This window comes from Chryseobacterium indoltheticum, assembly GCF_003815915.1.
GTDB lineage: Bacteria > Bacteroidota > Bacteroidia > Flavobacteriales > Weeksellaceae > Chryseobacterium > Chryseobacterium indoltheticum.
Map to the genome: position 1 here is coordinate 4,143,635 of NZ_CP033929.1, position 23,224 is coordinate 4,166,858.

At 35.9% G+C, this 23,224-nt stretch carries 14 protein-coding genes; 12 read left to right on the top strand and 2 right to left on the bottom strand.

Annotated elements, in window-relative coordinates:
- Window positions 1-89: 89 nt before the first annotated feature.
- From EG358_RS19100 to EG358_RS19110, 3 genes are read left to right on the top strand one after another with little or no spacing between them, the layout of a single operon-like run.
- Complete coding sequence (locus tag EG358_RS19100; RefSeq protein ID WP_076560347.1) at window positions 90-1,241, top strand: glycosyltransferase; 1,152 nt, start codon at window positions 90-92, stop codon at window positions 1,239-1,241.
- A 7-nt stretch (window positions 1,242-1,248) separates the two neighbouring features.
- Window positions 1,249-2,064, top strand: coding sequence for a DUF6492 family protein (locus tag EG358_RS19105; protein WP_076560349.1), 816 nt, complete (start codon window positions 1,249-1,251; stop codon window positions 2,062-2,064).
- Window positions 2,061-2,960: a glycosyltransferase family 2 protein gene (locus EG358_RS19110; RefSeq protein ID WP_076560351.1), complete on the top strand. Its 900-nt coding sequence runs from the start codon at window positions 2,061-2,063 to the stop codon at window positions 2,958-2,960. The genes EG358_RS19105 and EG358_RS19110 overlap by 4 nt, the downstream gene beginning before the upstream one ends.
- Before the next feature lie 92 nt (window positions 2,961-3,052).
- Here the strand turns inward: EG358_RS19110 and EG358_RS19115 are convergent, their stop codons facing one another.
- Window positions 3,053-3,397, bottom strand: a complete 345-nt coding sequence (locus tag EG358_RS19115; RefSeq protein ID WP_076560353.1) for a phosphomannose isomerase type II C-terminal cupin domain — start codon at window positions 3,395-3,397, stop codon at window positions 3,053-3,055.
- Window positions 3,398-3,517: 120 nt separating this feature from the next.
- Between EG358_RS19115 and gltX the strand changes: the two genes are divergently transcribed.
- The gene (gene gltX / locus EG358_RS19120; RefSeq protein WP_076560355.1) at window positions 3,518-5,026 is read left to right on the top strand and encodes a glutamate--tRNA ligase; all 1,509 of its coding nucleotides are present in this window, start codon (window positions 3,518-3,520) and stop codon (window positions 5,024-5,026) included.
- A gap of 47 nt (window positions 5,027-5,073) precedes the next feature.
- Window positions 5,074-6,030 carry an acetyl-CoA carboxylase carboxyltransferase subunit alpha gene (locus tag EG358_RS19125; protein WP_076560357.1) on the top strand — a complete coding sequence of 319 codons (957 nt, stop codon included), beginning with the start codon at window positions 5,074-5,076 and terminating at the stop codon, window positions 6,028-6,030.
- A gap of 49 nt (window positions 6,031-6,079) precedes the next feature.
- On the opposite strand, the gene EG358_RS19130 is transcribed toward EG358_RS19125, so the two are convergent.
- Window positions 6,080-6,778, bottom strand: a complete 699-nt coding sequence (locus tag EG358_RS19130) for a DUF6759 domain-containing protein (RefSeq protein ID WP_076560359.1) — start codon at window positions 6,776-6,778, stop codon at window positions 6,080-6,082.
- Window positions 6,779-6,922: 144 nt separating this feature from the next.
- Between EG358_RS19130 and tsf the strand changes: the two genes are divergently transcribed.
- From tsf to EG358_RS19165, 7 genes are all read left to right on the top strand, one after another.
- The gene (tsf, locus tag EG358_RS19135; protein ID WP_076560361.1) at window positions 6,923-7,747 is read left to right on the top strand and encodes a translation elongation factor Ts; all 825 of its coding nucleotides are present in this window, start codon (window positions 6,923-6,925) and stop codon (window positions 7,745-7,747) included.
- A gap of 202 nt (window positions 7,748-7,949) precedes the next feature.
- Window positions 7,950-11,291, top strand: coding sequence for a T9SS type B sorting domain-containing protein (locus EG358_RS19140; RefSeq protein WP_076560363.1), 3,342 nt, complete (start codon window positions 7,950-7,952; stop codon window positions 11,289-11,291).
- Between the two features lie 398 nt (window positions 11,292-11,689).
- The gene (locus tag EG358_RS19145) at window positions 11,690-14,803 is read left to right on the top strand and encodes a T9SS type B sorting domain-containing protein (protein ID WP_076560365.1); all 3,114 of its coding nucleotides are present in this window, start codon (window positions 11,690-11,692) and stop codon (window positions 14,801-14,803) included.
- Between the two features lie 133 nt (window positions 14,804-14,936).
- Entirely contained in the window at window positions 14,937-17,810 is a 2,874-nt protein-coding gene (locus tag EG358_RS19150; protein ID WP_076560367.1) for a T9SS type B sorting domain-containing protein, read from the top strand.
- A gap of 114 nt (window positions 17,811-17,924) precedes the next feature.
- Entirely contained in the window at window positions 17,925-21,344 is a 3,420-nt protein-coding gene (locus EG358_RS19155) for a T9SS type B sorting domain-containing protein (RefSeq protein ID WP_076560368.1), read from the top strand.
- Between the two features lie 136 nt (window positions 21,345-21,480).
- A complete protein-coding gene (locus EG358_RS19160) occupies window positions 21,481-22,269 on the top strand; it encodes a hypothetical protein (protein WP_083677031.1) in 789 nt (262 codons plus the stop codon).
- 154 nt (window positions 22,270-22,423) lie between these two features.
- Window positions 22,424-23,203, top strand: a complete 780-nt coding sequence (locus EG358_RS19165; protein ID WP_076560372.1) for a DUF6759 domain-containing protein — start codon at window positions 22,424-22,426, stop codon at window positions 23,201-23,203.
- The last annotated feature ends 21 nt before the right edge of the window (window positions 23,204-23,224 follow it).

The following is a 23,224-nucleotide window of genomic DNA, read 5'->3' on the forward strand; positions in this document are numbered from 1 at the left end:
TATTATTTTGTCTAAGCTTTTGCGAAAACGAATTTAAGCATTTATTTCCTCAACTTTCAAAAGACGCTCATTCTAAACAAAAATCATTAATGAATTTTTCTAATAAGAACTTATTATTTTTCTTTCCCGAAAGTCCTTTCTCCAAAAGAGCCGGAAATGTTTTGCGTACGTACACCAATCTGAAACAATTGAAGTCTTTAGGCTTGAATATTGATCTTGTAGGAGTAGAAGATTATTACAACAGTTTTGGAGATTCTCCTCAAGACATTGATTCTGCAATTATTAATGAAGTTTTTGTTCTGAAAACCAAACCGCCAAAGAAAAAACTGACTTTAGAATATTGGAAATATAAAATTCAGAAAAAATTCAACAAAGAAAATTCCAATCAATACCTTACTCAATATCTGAAAGATAATTTCACTGCTCTTCTTGCTCAGAAAAAGTACGATTATATTTTTATCAATTATGAATTCTGGACAGATCTCATCCGGGATCAGGATTTAAAAGGAGCAAAAACAATTGTTGACACTCACGACTGGATTACGCTGAATGAGTTTTACAACAATAAAAACCTGGATTTGGGCAAAAGATTTGGTGAAGAAATCAACAATCTTTCGCTTTATGATAAAGTCGTTACTATTTCTCAGGACGAGTATTTTATTTTCAAAAGTTTTTTGGGAGATAAAGTGATTAATATTCCGCCAAGTTTTCCTGAAAATTTTGAAGGTTCAAATATTGAAAAAAAATATGATCTTATCTTTGTTGGCAGCGACAATCCTTTTAATATATTATCGATTAACTGGTTTGTCGAAAAAGTCTTGCCTCTTCTTCCTAAAGAAATAAAAATTTGTATTATTGGAAGAATCTGTAAGCATGTTCCGGATCATGAAAATATTGAAAAAGTCTTTTTTGCAGACGATTTAAACATTTATTATCATGCAAGCAAAATTGCAATTTGCCCAATGCTGAAAGGAACCGGCATTAAAATAAAAGTAGTGGAAGCAATGTCTTACGGGTTGCCCGTTGTTGGAACCGAAAAAGCAGTGGACGGTTTTTCAGACAAAAAAAATAACGGCTGTTTAGTAAGTGATGATGAAAAAGAATTTGCTGATATTATCAAAAGTCTTTTAAACAATTCATCAGATTACGAGAGACAAAAAGATGAAGCCAGTCATTTTTTCAAGAATAATTTCTCTGAAAAAAAATCGGTTGAGCTTTGGGAAAAAACCTTAAATTTTTAATGACATTATGCAATCACTTATTTTATTCATTAAAACATATAAACCCGATTTCGAAAGGGTACAAAAACTTCTTACGTCTATAGAAAAGTACAATAAAGAGAATATTCCGGTCGTTATATCTGTGAACGATAATGATTTTGAGTTTTTCAAAAATAATATTGCAAATTATAACGTTATTAGAGATTCAGATATCATTGAAGCCGACAGTTCGGATGGATGGAGATACCAGCAAATCATAAAAGCGCACGTTTACAAACTTAATCTCTGTAAAAATTATTTGTGTATTGATTCTGATTCAGAATTTATCCGTGATTTTTATTATTCGGACTTTCTATATGATGAAAATACGCCTTACACGATAATGCATGAATCTAAACCATTTTTGGAAACGATGGAAAATATTGGTTTAGATTCTGAAAACATTTTCTTTAAGGAAGCATTACGAGCGACTCGTCCTCTGTTTGGAAACAAAGGTAAAGAGTGGGATTACGGTCCATCTCCATACCTTTGGAGCTGTAAAGTTTGGGAACACTTTGTAGAAGTTTATTTAAAAAATGAAAACAAAACTTTTTTAGATTTCTTCCAGGAAATAGACAAAGTTACCCCACCATCGGAATGTGTGATATATGGTGAATACCTTCTTAAAACCAGACTTATAGACCTGTATCCTATAGAAGGTTTTTTTAAAGTATATCATTATGAAAAGCAATATCAGATTGAAAAGAAATTCCATGATATTGAAAAATTTAAAAAAGTGTATTTAGGGATTATCTTCCAAAGTAATTGGCAGATAAAAAAGAAAAAATTCTTATTATTTAAATGAAAATCTCAATAGTAACAGCATATTACAACCGAAAAAAACTCTTTGACACTACTCTATTAAGTATTTCAAAACAAATTGAAAATCACAAATTAGACATTGAAGTAATTGCTGTAGATGACGGTAGTGATGAAGACGAAAGACTAGAAGAACTTGCAAACAGGTATCCGTTTTTAAAAATAATCCGATTAGAAAAAAAAGACAAGTGGTATTCCAACTCTTGTATCCCATTTAATATCGGATTCAAAGAAGCAAAAGGAGATATTATTATACTACAAAATCCTGAATGCACTCATTATGGAGACATTTTAAAGTATACCTTAGAAAATATCACTAATCAAAACTATATAAGTTTTGCCTGTTTCTCTCTTGGTATAGACAGCACAAATAATATTGAAGTTTTTTTGAATGATTCAGAAAAACTAAATGAACTTATGCAAAAAAACAGTGTAGGATATATTGGTGACGGACTAGACTGCTGGTATAATCATCCTTTTATAAATCCTAAAGGATATCATTTCTGCGCTGCAATTACAAAGGAAAACCTGCACGATCTGGGAGGATTTGATGAAAGATTTGCGAAAGGTATAGCGTTTGATGATAACGAATTTTTATATAGAGTACGTTTAAAAGGTCTTGAAATACAAATTGTAGGAGATCCCATTGTGCTCCATCAAAATCATTACTCTAAAATATCTTATACCACAGATAAAAATCTTTTGGATGATGAGACCTATCAGGAAAGATTAAAATTAGCCGAAAGAAATCGCATCTTATTCGAATTGGTTACCAAATCTGAAAAACCCTGGCGAGCCAATTATTTTTTCGATGTTGAAAAGCATAAGGTTGAAAAAAAAATCTTAGAAAAAATAAAATCAGAAGTAAAGAAACTTTTTTAAGCTTCTAACGATAAAAATTTGAACAACAAAGCCAGAAATAAAACAAACATTTTATTTTTGGCTTTGTTTATTAATAGGAATTAATAATTGAATTAACCTCTATCATACTCATCATCCAGCCTCACAATATCATCTTCCCCAAAATAAGTTCCCGTCTGTACTTCTATGAAGACAACCGGTTTTTCTGAAAGATTCATGATTCTGTGTTTAGCTCCCAAAGGGATAAAAATACTTTCACCATACGAAAGTTTTATTTCTTTATCATCCAAAATTATGGTAGCATCTCCTTCAATGATTGTCCATTGTTCCTGTCTTTTGTGGTGATACTGATATGACAGCTTTTGTCCCGGATTTACCTCAATTCTTTTCAGTTTATAATTGGGTTCGTCTGCCAATACGTAATATTTACCCCAAGGTCTTTCGCCGATTTCTAGCATAATTGATGAATTCTAAATTTATACAAATGTAAATATTAAGATTAAAAATCCCAATATAGAAAACATTAAACATCATTAAAACATTTAATTTTAAGTAAATTTGCAAAAATTTTATTTAAAATGGAGAAAGTAAGAGTCCGTTTTGCACCAAGTCCTACAGGACCTTTGCATTTGGGAGGCGTAAGAACCGCATTGTATGATTATCTTTTTGCTAAAAATCAGGGCGGCGAATTTGTATTGAGAATAGAAGACACCGATACTGCAAGATACGTTGAGGGAGCTGAAGAATACATTGAAGAAGCCTTGGAATGGTGCGGAATCATCCCCGATGAAAGCCCTAAAAAAGGCGGAAAATTTGCTCCATACAGACAATCTGAAAGAAGAGATATTTACGATAAATACACAGAGCAGATCCTTAAAACCGATTATGCTTACATCGCTTTCGACACTGCGGAAGAATTAGATGCTATCCGTGCTGAATATGAAGCTAAAGGTGATGTTTTCTCTTATGACAATAAAACCAGAAACCGCTTAAGAAACAGTCTTGCACTTTCTGAAGAGGAAGTTCAACAATTGTTGGATGCCAAAACACCTTACGTTGTAAGATTTAAAATGCCTGTTGACAGAACTTTAGGTTTGGTAGACATTATCAGAGGAAATTCAGCGGTAAATACAGATACTTTAGACGATAAAGTGTTAGTAAAAAACGACGGAATGCCTACTTACCATTTTGCCAACATTATCGACGACCATGAAATGGAAATTTCTCACGTTATCCGTGGTGAAGAATGGCTGCCTTCTTTAGGTTTGCACACTTTATTATATGAAGCAATGGGCTGGGAAGCGCCTCAGTTCGCGCATCTTTCTTTGATTTTAAAACCAGAAGGAAAAGGAAAATTAAGCAAGAGAGATGGTGATAAATTTGGTTTCCCTGTATTTCCTTTAAATTTCACAGACCCTGCAACAGGGCACGTATCTAAAGGATATAGAGAAAGTGGATATTTGCCTGAAGCATTCATCAATATGGTCGCACTTTTAGGTTGGTCTCCTGCAGATGATAAAGAAATTTTGTCTTTGGATGAAATGGTGAAAGAATTTGATTTGCATAAAGTTCATAAAGCAGGCGCAAGATTTAGCAAAGAAAAATCTGAGTGGTTTAATCATCAGTATATTCAAAAAACGTCTGATGAAGAATTATTAAATATTCTGAAAACCTCAGATTTAAATTTAAATATGGAAGATGAAAAATTATTAAAGATTATTCATCTGATGAAAGAGAGAGCAACTTTCCCGAAAGATATTTACGAAAACGGAAAGTTTTTCTTTGAAGCACCAACTTCTTACGATGAAAAAGCTTCAAAAAAAGCTTGGAATGATGAAACTTCAAATCTTTTGACTGAATTTGCTGAAAATTTAAATTCAATTGATGATTTCGTTTCTGAAAACATCAAACAGAACTTACACGACTTCGCTGAAAACAAAGGTTTGGGAATGGGTAAAGTAATGATGCCGCTTCGTTTAGCTTTGGTAGGAGAACTGAAAGGACCAGATGTTCCGGATATTTTGGAACTCATTGGAAAAGAGGAAAGTGTCGCCAGAATAAGCAATGCTGTAAATAATTTTAAATAGGTTTTCATAATTTTTCATACATTTGAAAGATTTAATTTACTTCAAGAATGGAATATTTAAGTTTCGAACTTCCTATAAAAGAGCTGATGGATCAATATCAAACATGTTCTTTGGTAGGAGAAGAAAGTGGTGTTGATGTAAAATTAGCATGCAGCCAGATCGAAGACAAGATCAGAGATACAAAAAAAGAGATCTACGGAAATCTTACACCTTGGCAAAGAGTACAGTTATCACGTCATCCGGATCGCCCATATACTTTAGATTACATCAAAGGTATGGTAGATAAAGGAAGCTTTCTGGAGCTTCACGGTGACAGAAACTTTGCAGATGATCCTGCATTGATTGGTGGTTTGGCTACATTGGACGGTCAACGAATCATGATTTTGGGAACTCAAAAAGGCAGAACAACCAAAGAAAGACAATACAGAAGATTCGGAATGCCAAATCCTGAAGGATACAGAAAAGCTTTAAGACTAATGAAGCTTGCTGAAAAATTCAGAATTCCTGTGGTTACTTTGGTAGACACGCCGGGAGCTTATCCTGGTCTGGAAGCTGAAGAAAGAGGACAAGGTGAAGCGATTGCCAGAAATATTTTTGAAATGACAATGCTTAAAACTCCTATTTTCACTTACATTATTGGTGAAGGAGCAAGTGGCGGAGCATTGGGAATTGGTGTTGGTAACAAAGTGTATATGCTAGAAAACACTTGGTATACTGTAATTGCACCAGAAAGCTGTTCTTCAATCCTTTGGAGAAACTGGGATCACAAAGAAGATGCTGCAAATGCATTAAATCTTACTCCCGCAGATGCTTTAAGAGAAAAATTCATCGACGGAATTGTAGAAGAGCCACTTGGTGGAGCTCACTATGATCCTGAAGTTGCTTATTTAAATTTGAAAACTTCTATTTTACAGAATATTAAAGCTTTCTCAAAATTTACAGGTAAGGAGCTTGAAACACACAGACAAGACAAATTTATTGCGATGGGGCAATTTAAAGGATAAAAAAAAGCGGTTAAGAATTTCTTAACCGCTTTTTTTTATTTTCTATTCTCTATTCAGCAACATTCAGCTGAATTTCAATATCTCTTGTTACTTTCTTGAGCGAAGAATATTTTGCATCACACACCATCGTTGTTAAAACATATTCACCTTTTTCAACCATTACAAAGTTTTGTCCGTTTGGCGGCACATCCAGGTTATAATATTTTTTCCCGTTTATTTTTACAATAAGTCTGCACTTCGATTTATTTTTAATATTAATGTACGCTTCATTATCGTTGGGATCATTATTGAAAAGATGAGTCAAGTAAGAAGCTGTTTTCTTGGCATCTTCACTAGGTCCCGATTTTTTACCCGAGCTTCCTACCGATGCATAATTCACCGTACGTGCAGGTGTTGTAGTTTTGGTATTGGAAACTAAATCTTTATTTTTATTAAGCTCATTATTGCTTACAATTTTTTCAATTTTATTTTTGCTTAATGGTTTTATGGTAGGCTTTGCTTCTGCAGAATTATCGGCCATAATAATATCGATAAGTCTTCTTTTTAGCTTATCATTTTTTTCGTGTCCGGGATTTTGCTTAATAAACCCTGCTATAATTCTTGCTTCTGCGGTAGATTCTGCTTCTTCAATGGTGTAAATAATAACCGTTTCTTTTTCTGCAACGACTTTAGTTTTGGCTTTTTTCTTCTTTTGAGCAATGCCGAGGCTGAAAACGGAAAGGAATATGATTAGAAATAATTTTTTCATGTAAAATCTTTAAAAATTTATTAAATAAATACTATAACGTTAAAAGTCATTTTTTAGTTTATCATTAAAATCATTATCTTTGCACTGCTCAAAAATAAACTATTAAAGTTAATTACAATTTTAAATAAAAAAATAACAAATATTATGTCTTATTCACCAGCTGCTGCAGACGTAGCAAAATTAAGAAACCAAACAGGTGCAGGTATGATGGACTGCAAAAAAGCTTTAGTTGAAGCAGAAGGAGACTTCGAAAAAGCAGTTGATATCCTTAGAAAAAAAGGACAGAAAGTTGCTGCTAACAGAGCTGACAGAGATTCTTCTGAAGGTGCAGTAATCGCTAGAGTAAACGAAGATAACACATTGGGTGTTATTATTTCTTTAAACTGCGAAACTGACTTTGTTGCTAAAAACGAAGCGTTCATCGAGCTAGCTTACGAATTAGCTGAAATGGCTATTTTCGCTGCTACTAAAGAAGAATTATTGGCTACAGATTTCCACGGATTGACTGTTGCTGATAAATTGATCGAGCAAACTGGAGTTATCGGTGAGAAAATCGAGATCGGTGCATTCGAAAGAATTACAGGACCTTTCTTGGGAGCTTACATCCACGCTGGAAACAAAATCGCTGCAATTACTTCTCTTTCTGCAAAAGTAGACGGAGCTGACGAGGCTGCTAAATCTGTTTCTATGCAAGCTGCTGCTATGAATCCAATCGCTCTTGACGAAACTTCTGTTTCTCAGGAAACTATTGATAAAGAATTGGAAATCGAAAGACACAAACTTACTGAAGAAGGTAAGCCTGCAAACATTATCGATAACATCTTGAAAGGTAAAATGCAGAGATTCTACAAAGACAATACTTTGGTACACCAAGATTTCATCAAAGACAGCTCAATTTCAGTTGCTGATTACGTAAAATCTGTAAACGGAGATCTTAAAGTAACAGGATTTGTAAGAGTTAGCTTATAATAGCTTTTCAAATTTTAAAATATTAATCCCGATGAATTTTTCATCGGGATTTTTTTGTGCCTATATTTCACATTACAATATTAACAATATATGACGCTAATTTTAAGTTTTCAACATTTTACAGGATATTGAAGAAAGGTAAAAAAACTGCCGTAAAAATATGATTATTAATACCTATTTTTGTCGCCCCTTAAGCTTAAGAATGAAAAAATATTTACTAATTATCTGCACTTTTTTTTGTTTATTATTCAATGCTCAGCTAGATACGGAACATTGGTTTGCTCCGATGTCTGCAAAAGCAGGAACTGGTGGCCTTGAAGGATATTTATATTTATCAACCGATGTAGCAACACCTTTCCCGGTACAGATCTTCAACAACAACACCCTTTATACAACTGTTCAGGTAAGTAAAAACAATCCTGCGCAGGTAATTATTCCTAATAGTTTTTTAATTGCTTCATCACAAAACCAGTTGTTTGTACCGAATAACATGGGATTGAATGTAAAAGGTTCAAAAAAATTCTTTGCCAATTACAGATTTGCGATGCCAAATCATGCTGAAATTCTTACTTCAAAAGGAGCTGCAGGTTTAGGGACAACATTTTTTGCGGGTGTAGCTCCTATTTCAGGATCTGAAGACCACATGAATGCAACCATTGGAGTTACTGCCACTGAAGACAACACTGTTGTTACAATTTCCGGTTACAATCCGAATATTACTTTTTCAGACGGCATATCTTCACCTACAAGAACTTTTACGCTTAATAAAGGTAAATCTTACATTTTGGATGTTGTAAGCTCGTGGTCAAATGCAAATAAAATAGGATTAGTAGGCGCAAAGATTGTTGCAACAAAAGCAATTTCGGTGACGAACGGAAACTTTAATGCAGCTTATACTACTCAAAACCTTACCAACAATGATATTTTGATGGATCAGGCCATTCCTGTTGATCGTTTAGGTAAAGATTTCGTTGTTGTAAAAGGAAACGGAACGGTAACTTCACAAATGGAAACCGCTTTGATTATTGCTACGGAAAACAATACGCAAATTACATTTAACGGAAGCGGAGCTACAACGACTCTTAATGAAGGACAATATTACTTAGTTCCGAGTGGAATATATCAAAATCAGGGAAATGGTCATTACAACATGAGTATTTCTGCAACTAAAAATGTATATGTTTACCAACTACTTTCCGGAGCAACCAACGGAAATGAATATGCTTCCGGAGGAATGAATTTTATCCCGCCACTGAGCTGTTTTATGCCAAATAAAATTGATGAAATAGGATTTATCAACAGAATTGGAGGTCAAACCTTTGCTACAAGATTAAATATCATCACTCAAACCGGATCAACGGTAACTTTAAACGGAAATAACATTGCAGCAGCAAATGGTCCTTATCCTGTTACCGGAAACCCAAATTGGGTAAGCTACTCTATTCAGAATGTTACAGGAAATGTAACGTTAAATTCTACAAAAGCAATGACGGCAGGAATTGCTGCAGGAAGTGGCGCCGTAGGTTACGGAGGATATTTTGCAGGGTTCTCATCGGTGCCGGCAATTACAAAAACAGGTGACTGCTACGCCGGAATTCTTTTGCAGGTTGATAATAATTACGATTCTTACCAATGGTATTTAAATGGAGTTGCTATTTCCGGAGCAACTACTTTTTCCATTAATCCTGAATTGTACGGAGCAGGAGCTTATACTTGCTCAGTCACTAAAAATAATTGCGAAACAAAATTGACTTCGGTATATAATTACACCGTTTGTCCACCAATCTCAACAACAACTTATACAATAGGATCTTGTAACACAAAAGTGATTACTCCGGTATTCACCAGCTCTGCACAAACCATTGTTCCTTCATTAACTGCAATTATATCTCAGCCAACTAACGGAACTGCGACAGTAAACCCAACCACAGGACAAATTACCTACACACCTAATGCGACGACTGTAAATACAACAGACCAGTTTATTTATTATATTCAGGGAAATGGAAATCCCTTCGCTTTTGAATATTTTAAAATTATCATTAATACTGATGTTCTTCAGGTAAACAATGCATCATTAACATCTTGCAGCAACATTACAGGAAATGGAACTTACGATCTGACAACAGCAAATATCTCTTCAAATACAGGAAATACCGTTACCTATTATACAAACCAAAATTTAACAGGTCAAATTGCTACACCTGCAACTTATACAGGACCTGCAGGAATTATTTATGCTAATGTAACCTCAGCATACGGATGCACAAAAACGGCACAAATTACATTATCTGTGAATGCATCACCGAACATTAACACCGCAAACTACAATGCTGTACTTTGTGATGATAATTTTGATGGGATTATCAATGTAAACTTCAACAACGTGAGTCCACAAATTGTAACCAACTCAGGGAATTTTACGATAAGATATTATTTAAATCAAACCGATGCCAACGCTGGAAACAACAACACGCTGCCTGTAAACTGGACTTACACCGCAAATACTACCGTTTATGTAAGAGTAGACGGATCAAGCATTATTTGCCCATCATCTTTCGGGCAAATCGATTTTAAAATCGCTAACAAAATCACATTATTGACTTCAAATGTTACCACTGATGTTTGTGATAACGACTTAAACGGTTCAGAAAATATCAACCTTAATGATTATAAAAACCAGTTTACTACAGATCCTTCTGTAACACTTACGTTTCATTCTACATTAGCAGATGCTCAATCAGGAAACAATACAATAGCTGCCAACCAAATAATTACTGCACCTGCAACATTTTATATCAGATTCATAAGTGGTAACGGATGTCCAAATACGGCAACTTTAAAGATCAGTTTAAGGTCTCCAAAAAAATCTGATGTCTTGAAAGATCAGGTAATATGCTCAAGTAACAAAGCACTTTTGAACGCCGGAGATGGCTTTACGTCTTATTTATGGAGCACAGGAGCTACTACTTCTAGCATTACAGTTGGCACAGGAACTTACTATGTAGATTTGGGTTTTAATGGCTGCATCTACAGACAAACCGTAACTGTAACAGCAGCACAGGCTCCCACTATTACAAGCGTCGTTGTCACAGGAACAAGTGCGACAATTAATGTTACCGGAGGCACAGTGCCTTATCAATATTCATTAAATGGTTCTGATTATCAAAGCTCCAATGTATTTACCGGCTTATCCAGAGGCCCTCACAAAGCGTATGTCATTGGAAAAGATGGTTGTCAACCTGTTATTAAAGATTTTTTAATTTTAAATTTAATAAATACCATCACGCCAAACGGAGACGGAAGAAATGATGTTTTAGATTACTCCGATTTACAGATAAAAGACCAAGTCAGCATCGAAGTTGTTGACCGATACGGAGCAGCAGTTTACAAATCTTCAGGCAAAAATTACAAATGGGACGGAAAATCTGGTGGAAGAAGCCTCTTCACAGGAACCTATTGGTATATTATAAAATGGATTGAGCCTGACACAAAATTACCCGTTTCTCATTCGGGATGGTTATTAATAAAGAATCGGGAATAGATATTTGATTTGTGGATGACGTTATAAAACTCCACATACAAAAATTGACAGATGCTGATCAAAATAATCTAATAAAGAATCTGCAGTTTCTGCAGGAGCAGTCTAACATATTTCCAAATCTAAATAATTAGATTTATTTCATAAAACTACGGAAAGTGACCGCTGAATTTTAATAAAAAAAATATTATAAATAAGTGATTTATTTTATTTTCATCTAAAGAGAGTGCTAGGAATAGCCTCTCTTTTTTTTATAATCAAGACATGTAAAATCATTATAAGTTTATTATTTAGAATTATTTTTAATAAATAACAAAGAATAATATATTAATTTTTATAATAATTTATTAATAATATATTAAATATTATTTTAATTTTGTAGGAATCCTAATTCCATATTTATGAAAAGATTTCTATTAAGTCTCGTATTGATATTTATAACATCTACTTCTTTGTTTGCACAGAGAGATACGGAGCACTGGATTGCGCCTTTCTATGCATCCTCTTCAACGACACAAGCGGTTTATCTATCAACAGATTCAGTAACACCTTTTGATGTTACTGTCACCAGCAAAAGTTCAACAGCACCCGGCAATGTGGTAGGAGTTGTTACCATAAGTAAAGGAGATCCAAAAATACTTACGATTCCTTCAGCAAATATCTCGGTAAATACCGCAGCAAATGCATTTAATATTATCGACAGAGGTCTTTACCTGAAGGGTGCTAAACCATTTTTTTGTACACTAAGACTCGTAAGTGGTACAACACACGGAGAGATCCTTACCAGCAAAGGAAAAGCCGGAACGGGTAAAGAATTTTTTGTAGTGGCTACACCATCTACGGCTACTTCAAGCAATTTTACTGCAGGAGTTTTGGCAACCGAAGACAATACAGTAGTTACAGCTACCTGGAATACTGCTGTTACTTTTATAGGTGGAGCCCCGACCACAACAACCAATACTGTCACATTAAATAAAGGAGACTCGTTTGTGTATGCGGGTTTGGCAGGAGCCAATGGACAAAACATCAACAACTTCATAGGAGCAAAGATCGTAGCCAATAAACCCATTACATTAACCAACGGAAATGTGAATGGTAATTTTGGAAGTGTTACCAGCGGCGGATCTGATATTATATTAGACCAGTCGGTACCGGTAGAAAGATTGGGAAGTACTTTTGCTATGGTAAGAACCCGATCTTCTTCTGCAGATTTGGAAGGAGGTATCATTGTAGCTACAGAAAATAACACGCAGGTATTTCTTAATGGCTCAGGAACCTCAGTTGCAACGCTCAACCAAGGCCAAATGTACAGAATATCAGGTAATGATTATGTAGCGCAAGGAACTTCAGAGCACTTTAATATGCTTGTTACCACCTCAAAAAATGTGTATTTGTATCAATTGGTTTCTATTTTAAATCAAAATGAAACGGGTGGATTCAATTATATTCCGCCATTAAATTGTTTTTTACCAAGAAAAATTGATGAATTGCCCAAAATTGACGAAATGCCTACAGGAACTGGTGGTACAAGTGTCGTTCCATTGGCATCACAAAATATAAAACTGAACATAATCACAGAAGCAGGTGCTACTGTTACGTATACCACCAATGGTGGCGCTCCAATAACTCCTACAGCTGCACAAGGTCCGTTTCCTCTCAACGGAAGTACTGCATGGGTAACTTATGGGATAGAACTGGTATCCGGAAATCTAACAATTCTATCGAACAAAGCGGTTACAGCAGGTATCAATGGAGGATATAGCACTTCTGGTTATGGAGGATATTTTGCAGGGTTTTCTTCAATACCTATCATTGCTAAACAGATTGGCGAGTGTATTCCGGGAATCATCCTAGAAGTTGACGACAGTTACGAGACCTATCAATGGTATTTGAACAATGCGCCAATTACAGGAGCCACTTCTCATACGATAACACCTACAGCTGCCGGAAACTATACTGTAAAGGTAACTATGGGAACTTGCCCTCCGGTGACAACACCAATTTATAAGGTATTTGCATGTCTGCAGCAAACGACTCAAAACATAAATATCTGTGGTACTAAAGCAATTGTTCCGACCTTTACGAACTCAACCCAGACGCCAGTACCGGGAACCGTGGTAATCATCACACAACCCACAAAAGGAACAGCAACGCTTAATCCGGCTACAGGAGTAATTACTTATATTCCAAATCCTGGATATTTAGGACCAGATAAAATTGTTTATAAATTCTGCGGTAACGCCACTGAATTTATAGATTGCGAACAGGTTACTTTAAACTTAAATGTCGTTCCTTTTGTATTGACCGACAGAACAATCAGAGCTTGTCAATATGCAGGAAACGGATTTTTTGATTTAACGACTGCCAACGTAACCGACAACGCGATCCCAACAACAAAAAAATTCTACCCTACCCTTGCAGATTTAGATGCAAATACAAATCAGATTACTAATCCTACCAACTATTTCTCAGGATTGGGATCAGTATACGTAAGAGTTTTAACCGCTGAAGGTTGTGTCGGAAATGCTAAAATCACTTTAGACTTCTTCCCTACTCCGGTTGTTAAAGAAGCTACTTTAACAGAATGTTTCTTAGAAAATAATGAGACTCAAGCAAGATTTAATCTTGTAAGTGCCAATGTAACGGCTGAAACACCGGTTACAAAAAAATTCTACCCTACATCTACGGATGCAAGCAACGGAACAAACGAAATTATAGGCGTTGATGCTTATCTATCAGGAAACGGCTCTGTATATGCAAGAGTTTTCAACTCAAATGGCTGTTATGCGATCGCTAAAATCAATCTGAAAGTGACACCTCCGAAAAGGTCTCCGATCTTGGTTGATAAATATATCTGTATTGATGACAGAACAACGCTGGATCCAGGTCCAGGCTATCAATCTTATCGTTGGAGCACCGGCGCAACTACACAGTCTATAACAGAAGTTGCAGTAGGTGATTATTGGGTAATCCTTCAGGATGCAGGATGTTCTGTGAAGCAGTTTGTAAGTGTAAAGAAAGCACAAGACCCTGTGATTACTTCAATTGAAATAGCTAACAATACAGCGACAGTAATGGTAAGTGGAGGAATAGCACCGTACCAGTATTCTGTAGACGGAGTAACCAATTGGCAGGATTCTAATGTATTTACCAATCTTACAAGAGGTCAGCATACATTCTATGTAAAAGATTCTTTCAACTGTACCCCTGTTTCTGTGGAAGTTACTGTACCAAATTTAGTAAATGCAATAACACCTAATGGAGACAACGTAAACGACTACATAGACTACAGAGAATTAGCTTATAAAGATAATCTTACTTTCGTAATTTATGACAGATATGGCAACAAGATCTTCACAGGCGACAAGTCTAACAATTACAGATGGGACGGAACCCATTCAAATAAAAAGATCTTAACAGGAACTTATTGGTATCACATCAACTGGAATGAGCCAAACGAAGCAAAAACCCCAATTAAATACACGGGTTGGATTTTAGTTAAGAACAGAGAATAAAATATAAAACTTAATACCAAGCCACAACGTAAAGGTTGTGGCTTTTTATTACTTATTTTTGACACTTTTTGACTTATTTTCACAATACTTTTAAAATATTCTATTATTTTTGTACAAATCCTAATTCTACATTATGAGAAAACTTTTACTCACCTTTTTATTGATGATTTTTAGCATCAATATACTATTTGCCCAGAGAGATACAGAGCACTGGATAGCACCATACTTTGACAGCTCAAATACGACCTACAATCATGGGCTATATTTTTCAACAGACTCTACAACTCCATTTGATGTTACAATCTATAGTAACGGAACTGCAATAGGAACTGTTAATATTCAGAAAGGAAATCCCAAGGTATTTCAAATTCCTCCTGCATCCAGTAATATAATTGAGCTAACCAATGATTCTGATGCATCTGCGGTTATCAATAAAGGGATCTACACAAAAGGAGACAAACCCTATTTTTTAACCTTAAGAATATACAACGGTTCTCATGGCGAGATTTTAACATCTAAAGGAAAGGCAGGGATCGGAACAACATTTTATGCTGCCGCTGCACCAATAACAAATACAACAGCCACGTCTTATAATTTCACAACTGGAATTATGGCAACGGAAGATGGTACTACGGTAACAGTTTCCGGGTATGACGCAAACATACAATTCATCAATAATTTGACTCCACCTTTAACGACTACTTTCACTTTAAACAAAGGCCAGTCGTATGTGTTAGCTGGTGAAGCAAATGCTCCCGCCAACTTAACAGGTTTTATTGGATCCAAAATAACATCCAATAAACCAATTTCTGTAACAAATGGAAATTCAAACGGATTCTACGCCAACGGAACAGGAACAGACGGATCTGATTTAATTTTAGATCAATCCGTTCCCACAAATCGTTTAGGGAAGGAATTTGGAATGATCAGAACCTTAGCTACTTTAAATACCGGATACAATATGGAAGGCGGTATTATTATAGCAACCGAAAACAATACCGAAATTTACTTAAACAATGGCGCCACACCTGTTGCGACCATCAATGAAGGAGATTTCTACAGAATATTAGATAATGCATACATTAATCAGGGTAACTCGCATTACAATGTTTATGTAAGAACCACAAAAAATGTATACCTCTATCAATTGGTAGCAGGAAACCAGGCAAACGCAAGAAACAACGGAGGATACAACTATATTCCACCTTTGAACTGTTTTCTTCCTAGAAAAATTGATGAAATTGGTAAAATTTCTGAAATGCCGACCACTGCTACAACAAGCGGACAGCCTACAAGTACTTTCTTATTTAAACTAAATATTATAACTGAAGCAGGAGCTACTGTTACTTATACGGTAAATGGTGGTGCACCAATTACTCCGACTGCTGCACAGGGTCCGTTTACTTTGACAGGTAATACAAACTGGGTAACGTATGCTATTTCCGGAATATCTGGAAATGTTGCAGTTCAGTCTAATAAAGCAGTTACCGCAGGAGCTAATGGAGGATATAGCTCAGCAGGATATGGAGGATATTTTGCAGGATTCTCATCTATTCCGCTTATTGCAAAACAAACAGGAGAATGTATACCTGGTCTTGTTTTAGAAGTTGACGACAGTTACGATACCTATCAATGGTTCAGAAACGATGTTGCAATTCCGGGAGCCAACGGTAATATTTATACACCAACAATTGCAGGAAACTATACGGTAAGAATTACTGTAGGATCGTGTTTGCCGGCAATCACTCCTGTATTTAAAGTATTTACTTGTCTTCAGGAAACTGCTCAAACCAAAACAGTGTGTGAGGGATATTTAAATATCGTTCCACAATTTACTACATCCGGTCAAACATTTTCTCCAAGTAGTGTTCAGATCATTACACCGCCTGCTAATGGTACAGCAATCATCAATCCTACAACGGGTGTTATTGGATATACTCCAAACAACGGCTTTGTAGGTACAGATACAATTGTTTATAAATTCTGCGGAAACGATCCCGAATTCGTAGACTGTGAGCAGATTACCCTTACGCTTACCGTAGCAGAAAGCCCGGTCGTAAATGATGCAACATTAAGAACCTGCTTCCTTGAAGACAATATCGCAACAGGATTATTTGATCTTACAGACGCTACTGTAACGACCCAACTTGGGGCTACAAAAAAATATTATCCATCGTTAACTGATGCCAACAATCAGACGAATGAGATCTTGACTCCAGATAATTATATTGCACCAAACGGTGTGGCATATGTAAGAGTAAGCAATGCAAACGGATGCTACCGTGTTGCCAAAATAACCTTGGTCGTTTTGCCACCTGTAGAATCTGCAGTATTGGTAGATAAAGTAATTTGTATAGAAGACAAAACAGTACTGGATGCAGGACCAGGATTTGACGGATACGAATGGAGCACAGGAGATACTACCCAAACGATCAGCGACGTAGGAGTAGGAACATATTGGGTAAAACTGAAAACAGGAGACTGTATTACCAAACAAGCTGTAAAAGTATATGCTTCTGAGCAGCCAGTTATTACAAACATTGAAGTTTCTACGACAAACATTACAGTATACGTTACAGGAGGTGTTGCCCCTTACGAATATTCAATTAACAATATCAATTGGCAGTCTTCAAACGTATTTACAGATCTTCCTAGAGGTGATGTTAAAGTATATGTAAGAGATACATTCAGCTGTGTACCGATTGAAGTAACGATTACAATTCCTAATATCATTAATGTAATTACTCCAAACTCAGACGGAATTAATGATGTTTTAGATTATTCTGCCCTTGCCAATAAACCAAATTTGGTATTAGGTATCTTTGATCGTTATGGCATAAAAATCTTCGAAGGAAACAAAGACACCGGTTATATATGGGACGGGACCATCAATAAAACTAAAAAAGTTTCTACAGGAAATTATTGGTTTAGCATTACCTGGAACGAAACAAAAACAAAAACTCCAATCAAATTCTCAGGCTGGATTTTAGTGAAAAACAGAGAATAATTAATTTTTAATTTAATATTATCAAAAAACCACGATATCAAATCGTGGTTTTTGTTTATTTTTAAAACAATTAACGCATTTTATTATTAAATTTGTGCTAAACTCAAGTTCAAAATGAAGAAAATTCTATCTTTTTTCCTTATTTTTTATATATTCTCTACTTCACTTGCTCAATTGGATAGAGAACACTGGTTTGCGCCTATGGTAGATCGTACCGGAAACCCAAACCCATATCAAAAACTTTATCTTTCAACAAACCGTACAACTCCGTTTGCGGTTACCATATACAATAACAATATCATTATTGGCACCGTCACTATCAGCAAAAACAATCCCCAGAAATTTGATGTCTTGCGAGATTATATCATTACGACTCAGCAGACAGATCTTTTTACACCCACATCAAAAGGGCTGTATGTAAAGGCCGATTTTCCTTTCTACGCCAACCTGAGATTTTCGGTTTTTAATCATGCCGAAATTATTACCTCAAAAGGAATTGCTTCCACGGGAACGACTTTTCACGCAGCCACCGCTCCTATTACAGTGAATAACGTTATTCTTAATTTTATGACGAGTGTTTTGGCAACTGAAGACAATACAACAGTTACTGTATCCGGCTACAAAAATACAGTACAGTTTTCGAACGGTACAACAGGTGCAACCAACCCTACACTTACTTTCACATTAAACAAAGGGCAATCATATATTATTGACGGTATTGGAGATATTGCCGGAAATTCTGACGGCTTTATAGGCGCTAAAATTGTCGCCACCAAACCTGTAAACATCACCAACGGAAATTTCAACGGACAATATTCCGGAAATAATCCTAACAGCTCAGATATTTTAATGGATCAGTCGATACCGGTCAGCCAGCTTGGGAGCACATTTGCTCTTGTAAAAGGTAACGGGAATATTGGCAGTAACATGGAAGGTGCATTAGTAATTGCCACTCAAGACAATACGGCTGTATATGTAAATAATGAATTGATACCTATTGCCAACCTGAATACCGGACAATATTTTGTGATACCGGATACAAAATATCAGCTTCAGGGAACCGGACATTACAACCTGTATATCGTAACAAGCAAAAACGCTTACGTTTATCAAATGCTTGCCGGTGCCGCCACCACAGGAAATGAAGTAGCAACAGGTGGTTTTAATTTTATTCCGGGGCTCAATTGTTACCTGCCGAAACAGATTGATGAAATAGGATTAATTAATGAAAACTTTGTACATACCAACAACAATCCTACAGGAATTCTTGCTATTCCAACAAAATTAAATCTTATTACCGAAAAAGGAGCTACCGTTTTGGTAAACGGAAACCCGCCGCCCGCAGGCACAGGACCGTTTGATATGACCGGTACAACCAATTGGGTAACGTATGGCATCCCCAACACTACAGGAACAATTACCGTTAATTCTACAAAGGCAATTACTGCAGGAATTACCGCAGGAAGCGACGCTGTAGGATATGGTGGATTCTTCGCAGGATTCTCAACACAGCCAGTGATCTTAAAATCCGGCGGAGACTGTGTGCCGGGAATTATACTCACCGTAGATCCTATTATCTATGATTCTTATCAATGGTATGTTGGCGGAGTACTTATTCCGGGAGCTACATCGTCTACTTATACGCCTACCGGATCAGGAAATTACACTTGTTCCGTAACTATGGGAACCTGTGCCCCACTTGTTACAGCACCTTTTAAAGTTTTAAATTGTATGAAACAAACTGCTGTGACGTACAACATTTGCGACACAAAAGTTATTACTCCTACCTTCACTACTTCTACGCAGACTCCGGTAGCCTCGACTGTTGCTATTACCACGGCGCCAACGTTAGGAACAGCAACCATTAATGCTGCCACTGGAGTTATTACCTACACGTCGACCAATCCTGCAGCTGCAGGAACAGATACTTTTGTGTATACTTTCTGCGGAAACGACCCGAACTTTACAGATTGCGAAACCGTTACGGTAACCCTTAATATTCAACCTGTAACTGTAAACAATGCAACGTTAAACGCCTGTAATATCAACGGCAACGGAACTTTTAACCTTACATCGGCCATTGTTACTACAAATACTCCGGTAACGATTACTTATTATCCTACTTTATTTGATGCACAAAACGAAAACTTAGCAGCATTAATTACTGTTCCAAATACCTATTCTGCACCTAACGGAACCATTGTTTATGCTGTTGCAAAAAACCCTACAGGATGTAAAAACATTGCACAGATTACTCTAAATCTGTTTCCTTTGGCAGTCGTCACTCCGGCAAATATGGGAAATCAGTGTGATGAAAATCTGGACGGAACTGTAAATGTTGTTCTTTCTGACATTACACAGTTAATACTGAATAATCCGGCTTATTTTACCAATGTAAGATATTATGCTCAGCTCGCAGATGCCAATGTAGGAAATGCCAATACGCTTCCAAACAACTGGAGCTACAACACCAATACGACTATTTTTATTAGAGTAGAATCTCCGGATGGATGCGCACCAGTAATTCAGCAGATCAATTTTACGGTTGGCACAAAACTGACTTTACTTAAAAATACGCTCACTACTACTTTTTGTGATGATGATTTAGATGGAATAAAACCGATGAATTTATCATTTTTCGTCAATCAGTTTACTTTAGATCCGTTTGTTACCGTTAGTTATCATGCAACTCTTGCCGATGCACAGAACGATGTTTCGCCAATCAGCTCAGCAGTAACCCTTACCGGATCTCATACATATTACTTAAGATTTGAGAAAAGTGGTTTCTGTCCGGATGTAGCAACAATAAGAATCAACCTTAAAGTTCCGAAAAAGTCGGATGTATTAGTAGATAAAGTAGTTTGTCCTAAAACTAAAACAAACTTAGATGCCGGGCCGGGATTTGATGCTTATCTTTGGAGTACAGGCGCTACAACACCTGAAATTTCTAATGTTCCGGCAGGAAATTATTGGGTTGAGCTTACTTTTGACGGTTGTGTTTACAGACAATTTGTAAACGTTTCAGAATCTACTTTACCGGTGATTACATCAATCGAAATCAACGGTTCTACAGTGACAATCGGTGTAAGTGGCGGTACACCCGCTTATGAATATTCGCTTGACGGCTTCATTTGGCAGACCTCAAATATATTTACTAATGTAGGACGAGGAACTTACACGATCTATGTAAGAGATTCGCAGAATTGCGACATTGTGAAAAAAGACTTTGTAATCATTAATTTAATTAATACAATAACCCCAAATGGCGACGGCAGAAATGACGAAATAGATTATTCAGCGTTGATGAACAAAGAGAATCTTGAATTTAGAATTTTTGACAGATACGGTGCCGAAGTTTTCCGTGGAACGCCTTCGAATAAATTTACATGGGACGGCAACATGAAAGGAAGACCGGTTTCTACCGCAACGTATTGGTATTTTATAAGCTGGACAGAACTTGGTAATGTAACGACCGTGAAATTTTCGAGCTGGTTATTGGTGAAACACCGAAACAACAGTCTTTGGGATAAATAATCATTAATTTTTAATCTAAAATTATTTTCTATAACATACATTAACAGTTTGGTATAAAGTTTAATATAATTTTAACCACATATTGATAAATCTCACGTAAAAACTGACCTATTTCTTATGTAATTTTGCACGACATATGAAGAAACTCTTTTTAATTATATTGTTGGTTTTTATAAGTAAAATTAATGCACAGAATTTTTCCGGTGAAGTGTTTTTACGAGACAATTCTGTGCTTTATCTTAATCAGGTTTATGTCACCAACCTTACAACGCTCAAAACTGTGCTTACCTCGTATAGTGGAGAATTTAATATAAAAGCAGATCCCGGAGATATCATTCGCTTTACATCAATTATTACAGAAAGAAAAGATGTAAAGCTTACGCCACAAATGTTTGATTCTAAAAATCTGGTTGAATTAAAAGTTGCGTATTACGACATTCAGGAAGTAGTGATCAGCAGATTCCGGCCTACCGGAAATTTGAGATATGATGTAAATTCTATCCGTAAAGAAGATAAGGCGCTTGCCCTGAAAAAAGTAATTGGTCTTCCCGAGCCAAAAGGTGACGGCACATCGCCCGAACTTCCTGTGGCTGGCTTTAGAGACGGCGGCCTTACCTTCAGCTTAGAAAGCATATTTGATATTCTTTCTGGTGATCGTAAGAAAAAACAGCGTTTGGTTGCTTATGAAAGAATGAACAGCTCGGTAACCAACATCAAAAATTATTTGGGTAAAGATTATTTCACACGACTGAAGATTCCTGAAAACCTTATCGACAACTTTTTACAATTTGTCTATACTTCCGAAAATATCGAAGTGTATATACAAAGCGGAAATTTTGATGCTGTAAAATTACCTATCGAAAAATATCTTCCTATTTATCAAAGAAGATTAAAAAATTCTCATCTTCAGGAGGTTGTTAAATAATGATTCGTTTTTTTAGTTAAAAAATTAAATCTTGACACTTTAAACAATATTATCTTTTGAAATTTGTTTAATTTTAATGAAATCAATACTTCACCAAGGGTTTAAATAATTTTCAGAAAGTTAGTTTAGACCGCATCACCAAATATATTATTCAATGAAAAAGTTAGTTTTACTTTTCACCACTTTACTATTTGTATCATTTTCTGCGCAGAGGCAAGGCAAAGACTACAGCAATATTCTTAAAAGTAAGAATATATATGAAATCAATGCCTTCCTGAGAGACGCACATCCTGATGACCCACGAAGATCTGTTCTGAAACCTAGAGTGATGGATTTCATGAAAGATTATATCAAAAACGCTCCGCCGGGTGATAAAAAAGTACGGGAAATGCAGGAAAATCTGGCGAGGCTGAGAAGAGGGCCATCTACAAAAGTTTCTTTTGAGGAGATGAATGCGATGATTAAACAAAAACAAATCTTAAAATACCAAAAGCAATTACAAGTGGGTCAGTCTGCTGTTGTTTATACGCCAAGTACAGCACAAAATGTATATGTAACCGCTTCTGCTGCTGCAAAAAACACCAAAGTAATTGCAGATACAGAAGCTTCAGAATTTAATATGCTGATGGGAGAAAATCCTGTTGAACATAAAAATAAAACAGTAAAAATCCTGAACTCTTTATTTGATAACGATCCGAACTCAAAAGAATGCATCGTGATGATTGAGAATAAATCTGACTGTAACATTATCGTACGAATAGAAGGCGTTGGGAATACAAAATACAGACTTCCTGTTCCGGCTCATGGCGACAATTCTATTGTGGTACAAAAAGGAGATTATCTATTCTCAAGTATTGTTTGCGGCGCACAGTATGCATCACAGAAAACTATTCAAAAACCATTAATGGTGGCTCTCGGAAGCTCATCAAAATAGGTTCCCGAATCTCTTATTTTT

Bases quoted from the DNA above. Each gene is read 5' to 3' on its own strand.
- EG358_RS19100 (WP_076560347.1), top strand. From the start codon at position 90: ATGAATTTTTCTAATAAGAACTTATTATTTTTCTTTCCCGAAAGTCCT.
- EG358_RS19105 (WP_076560349.1), top strand. From the start codon at position 1,249: ATGCAATCACTTATTTTATTCATTAAAACATATAAACCCGATTTCGAA.
- EG358_RS19110 (WP_076560351.1), top strand. From the start codon at position 2,061: ATGAAAATCTCAATAGTAACAGCATATTACAACCGAAAAAAACTCTTT.
- EG358_RS19115 (WP_076560353.1), bottom strand. From the start codon at position 3,397: ATGCTAGAAATCGGCGAAAGACCTTGGGGTAAATATTACGTATTGGCA.
- gltX (WP_076560355.1), top strand. From the start codon at position 3,518: ATGGAGAAAGTAAGAGTCCGTTTTGCACCAAGTCCTACAGGACCTTTG.
- EG358_RS19125 (WP_076560357.1), top strand. From the start codon at position 5,074: ATGGAATATTTAAGTTTCGAACTTCCTATAAAAGAGCTGATGGATCAA.
- EG358_RS19130 (WP_076560359.1), bottom strand. From the start codon at position 6,778: ATGAAAAAATTATTTCTAATCATATTCCTTTCCGTTTTCAGCCTCGGC.
- tsf (WP_076560361.1), top strand. From the start codon at position 6,923: ATGTCTTATTCACCAGCTGCTGCAGACGTAGCAAAATTAAGAAACCAA.
- EG358_RS19140 (WP_076560363.1), top strand. From the start codon at position 7,950: ATGAAAAAATATTTACTAATTATCTGCACTTTTTTTTGTTTATTATTC.
- EG358_RS19145 (WP_076560365.1), top strand. From the start codon at position 11,690: ATGAAAAGATTTCTATTAAGTCTCGTATTGATATTTATAACATCTACT.
- EG358_RS19150 (WP_076560367.1), top strand. From the start codon at position 14,937: ATGAGAAAACTTTTACTCACCTTTTTATTGATGATTTTTAGCATCAAT.
- EG358_RS19155 (WP_076560368.1), top strand. From the start codon at position 17,925: ATGAAGAAAATTCTATCTTTTTTCCTTATTTTTTATATATTCTCTACT.
- EG358_RS19160 (WP_083677031.1), top strand. From the start codon at position 21,481: ATGAAGAAACTCTTTTTAATTATATTGTTGGTTTTTATAAGTAAAATT.
- EG358_RS19165 (WP_076560372.1), top strand. From the start codon at position 22,424: ATGAAAAAGTTAGTTTTACTTTTCACCACTTTACTATTTGTATCATTT.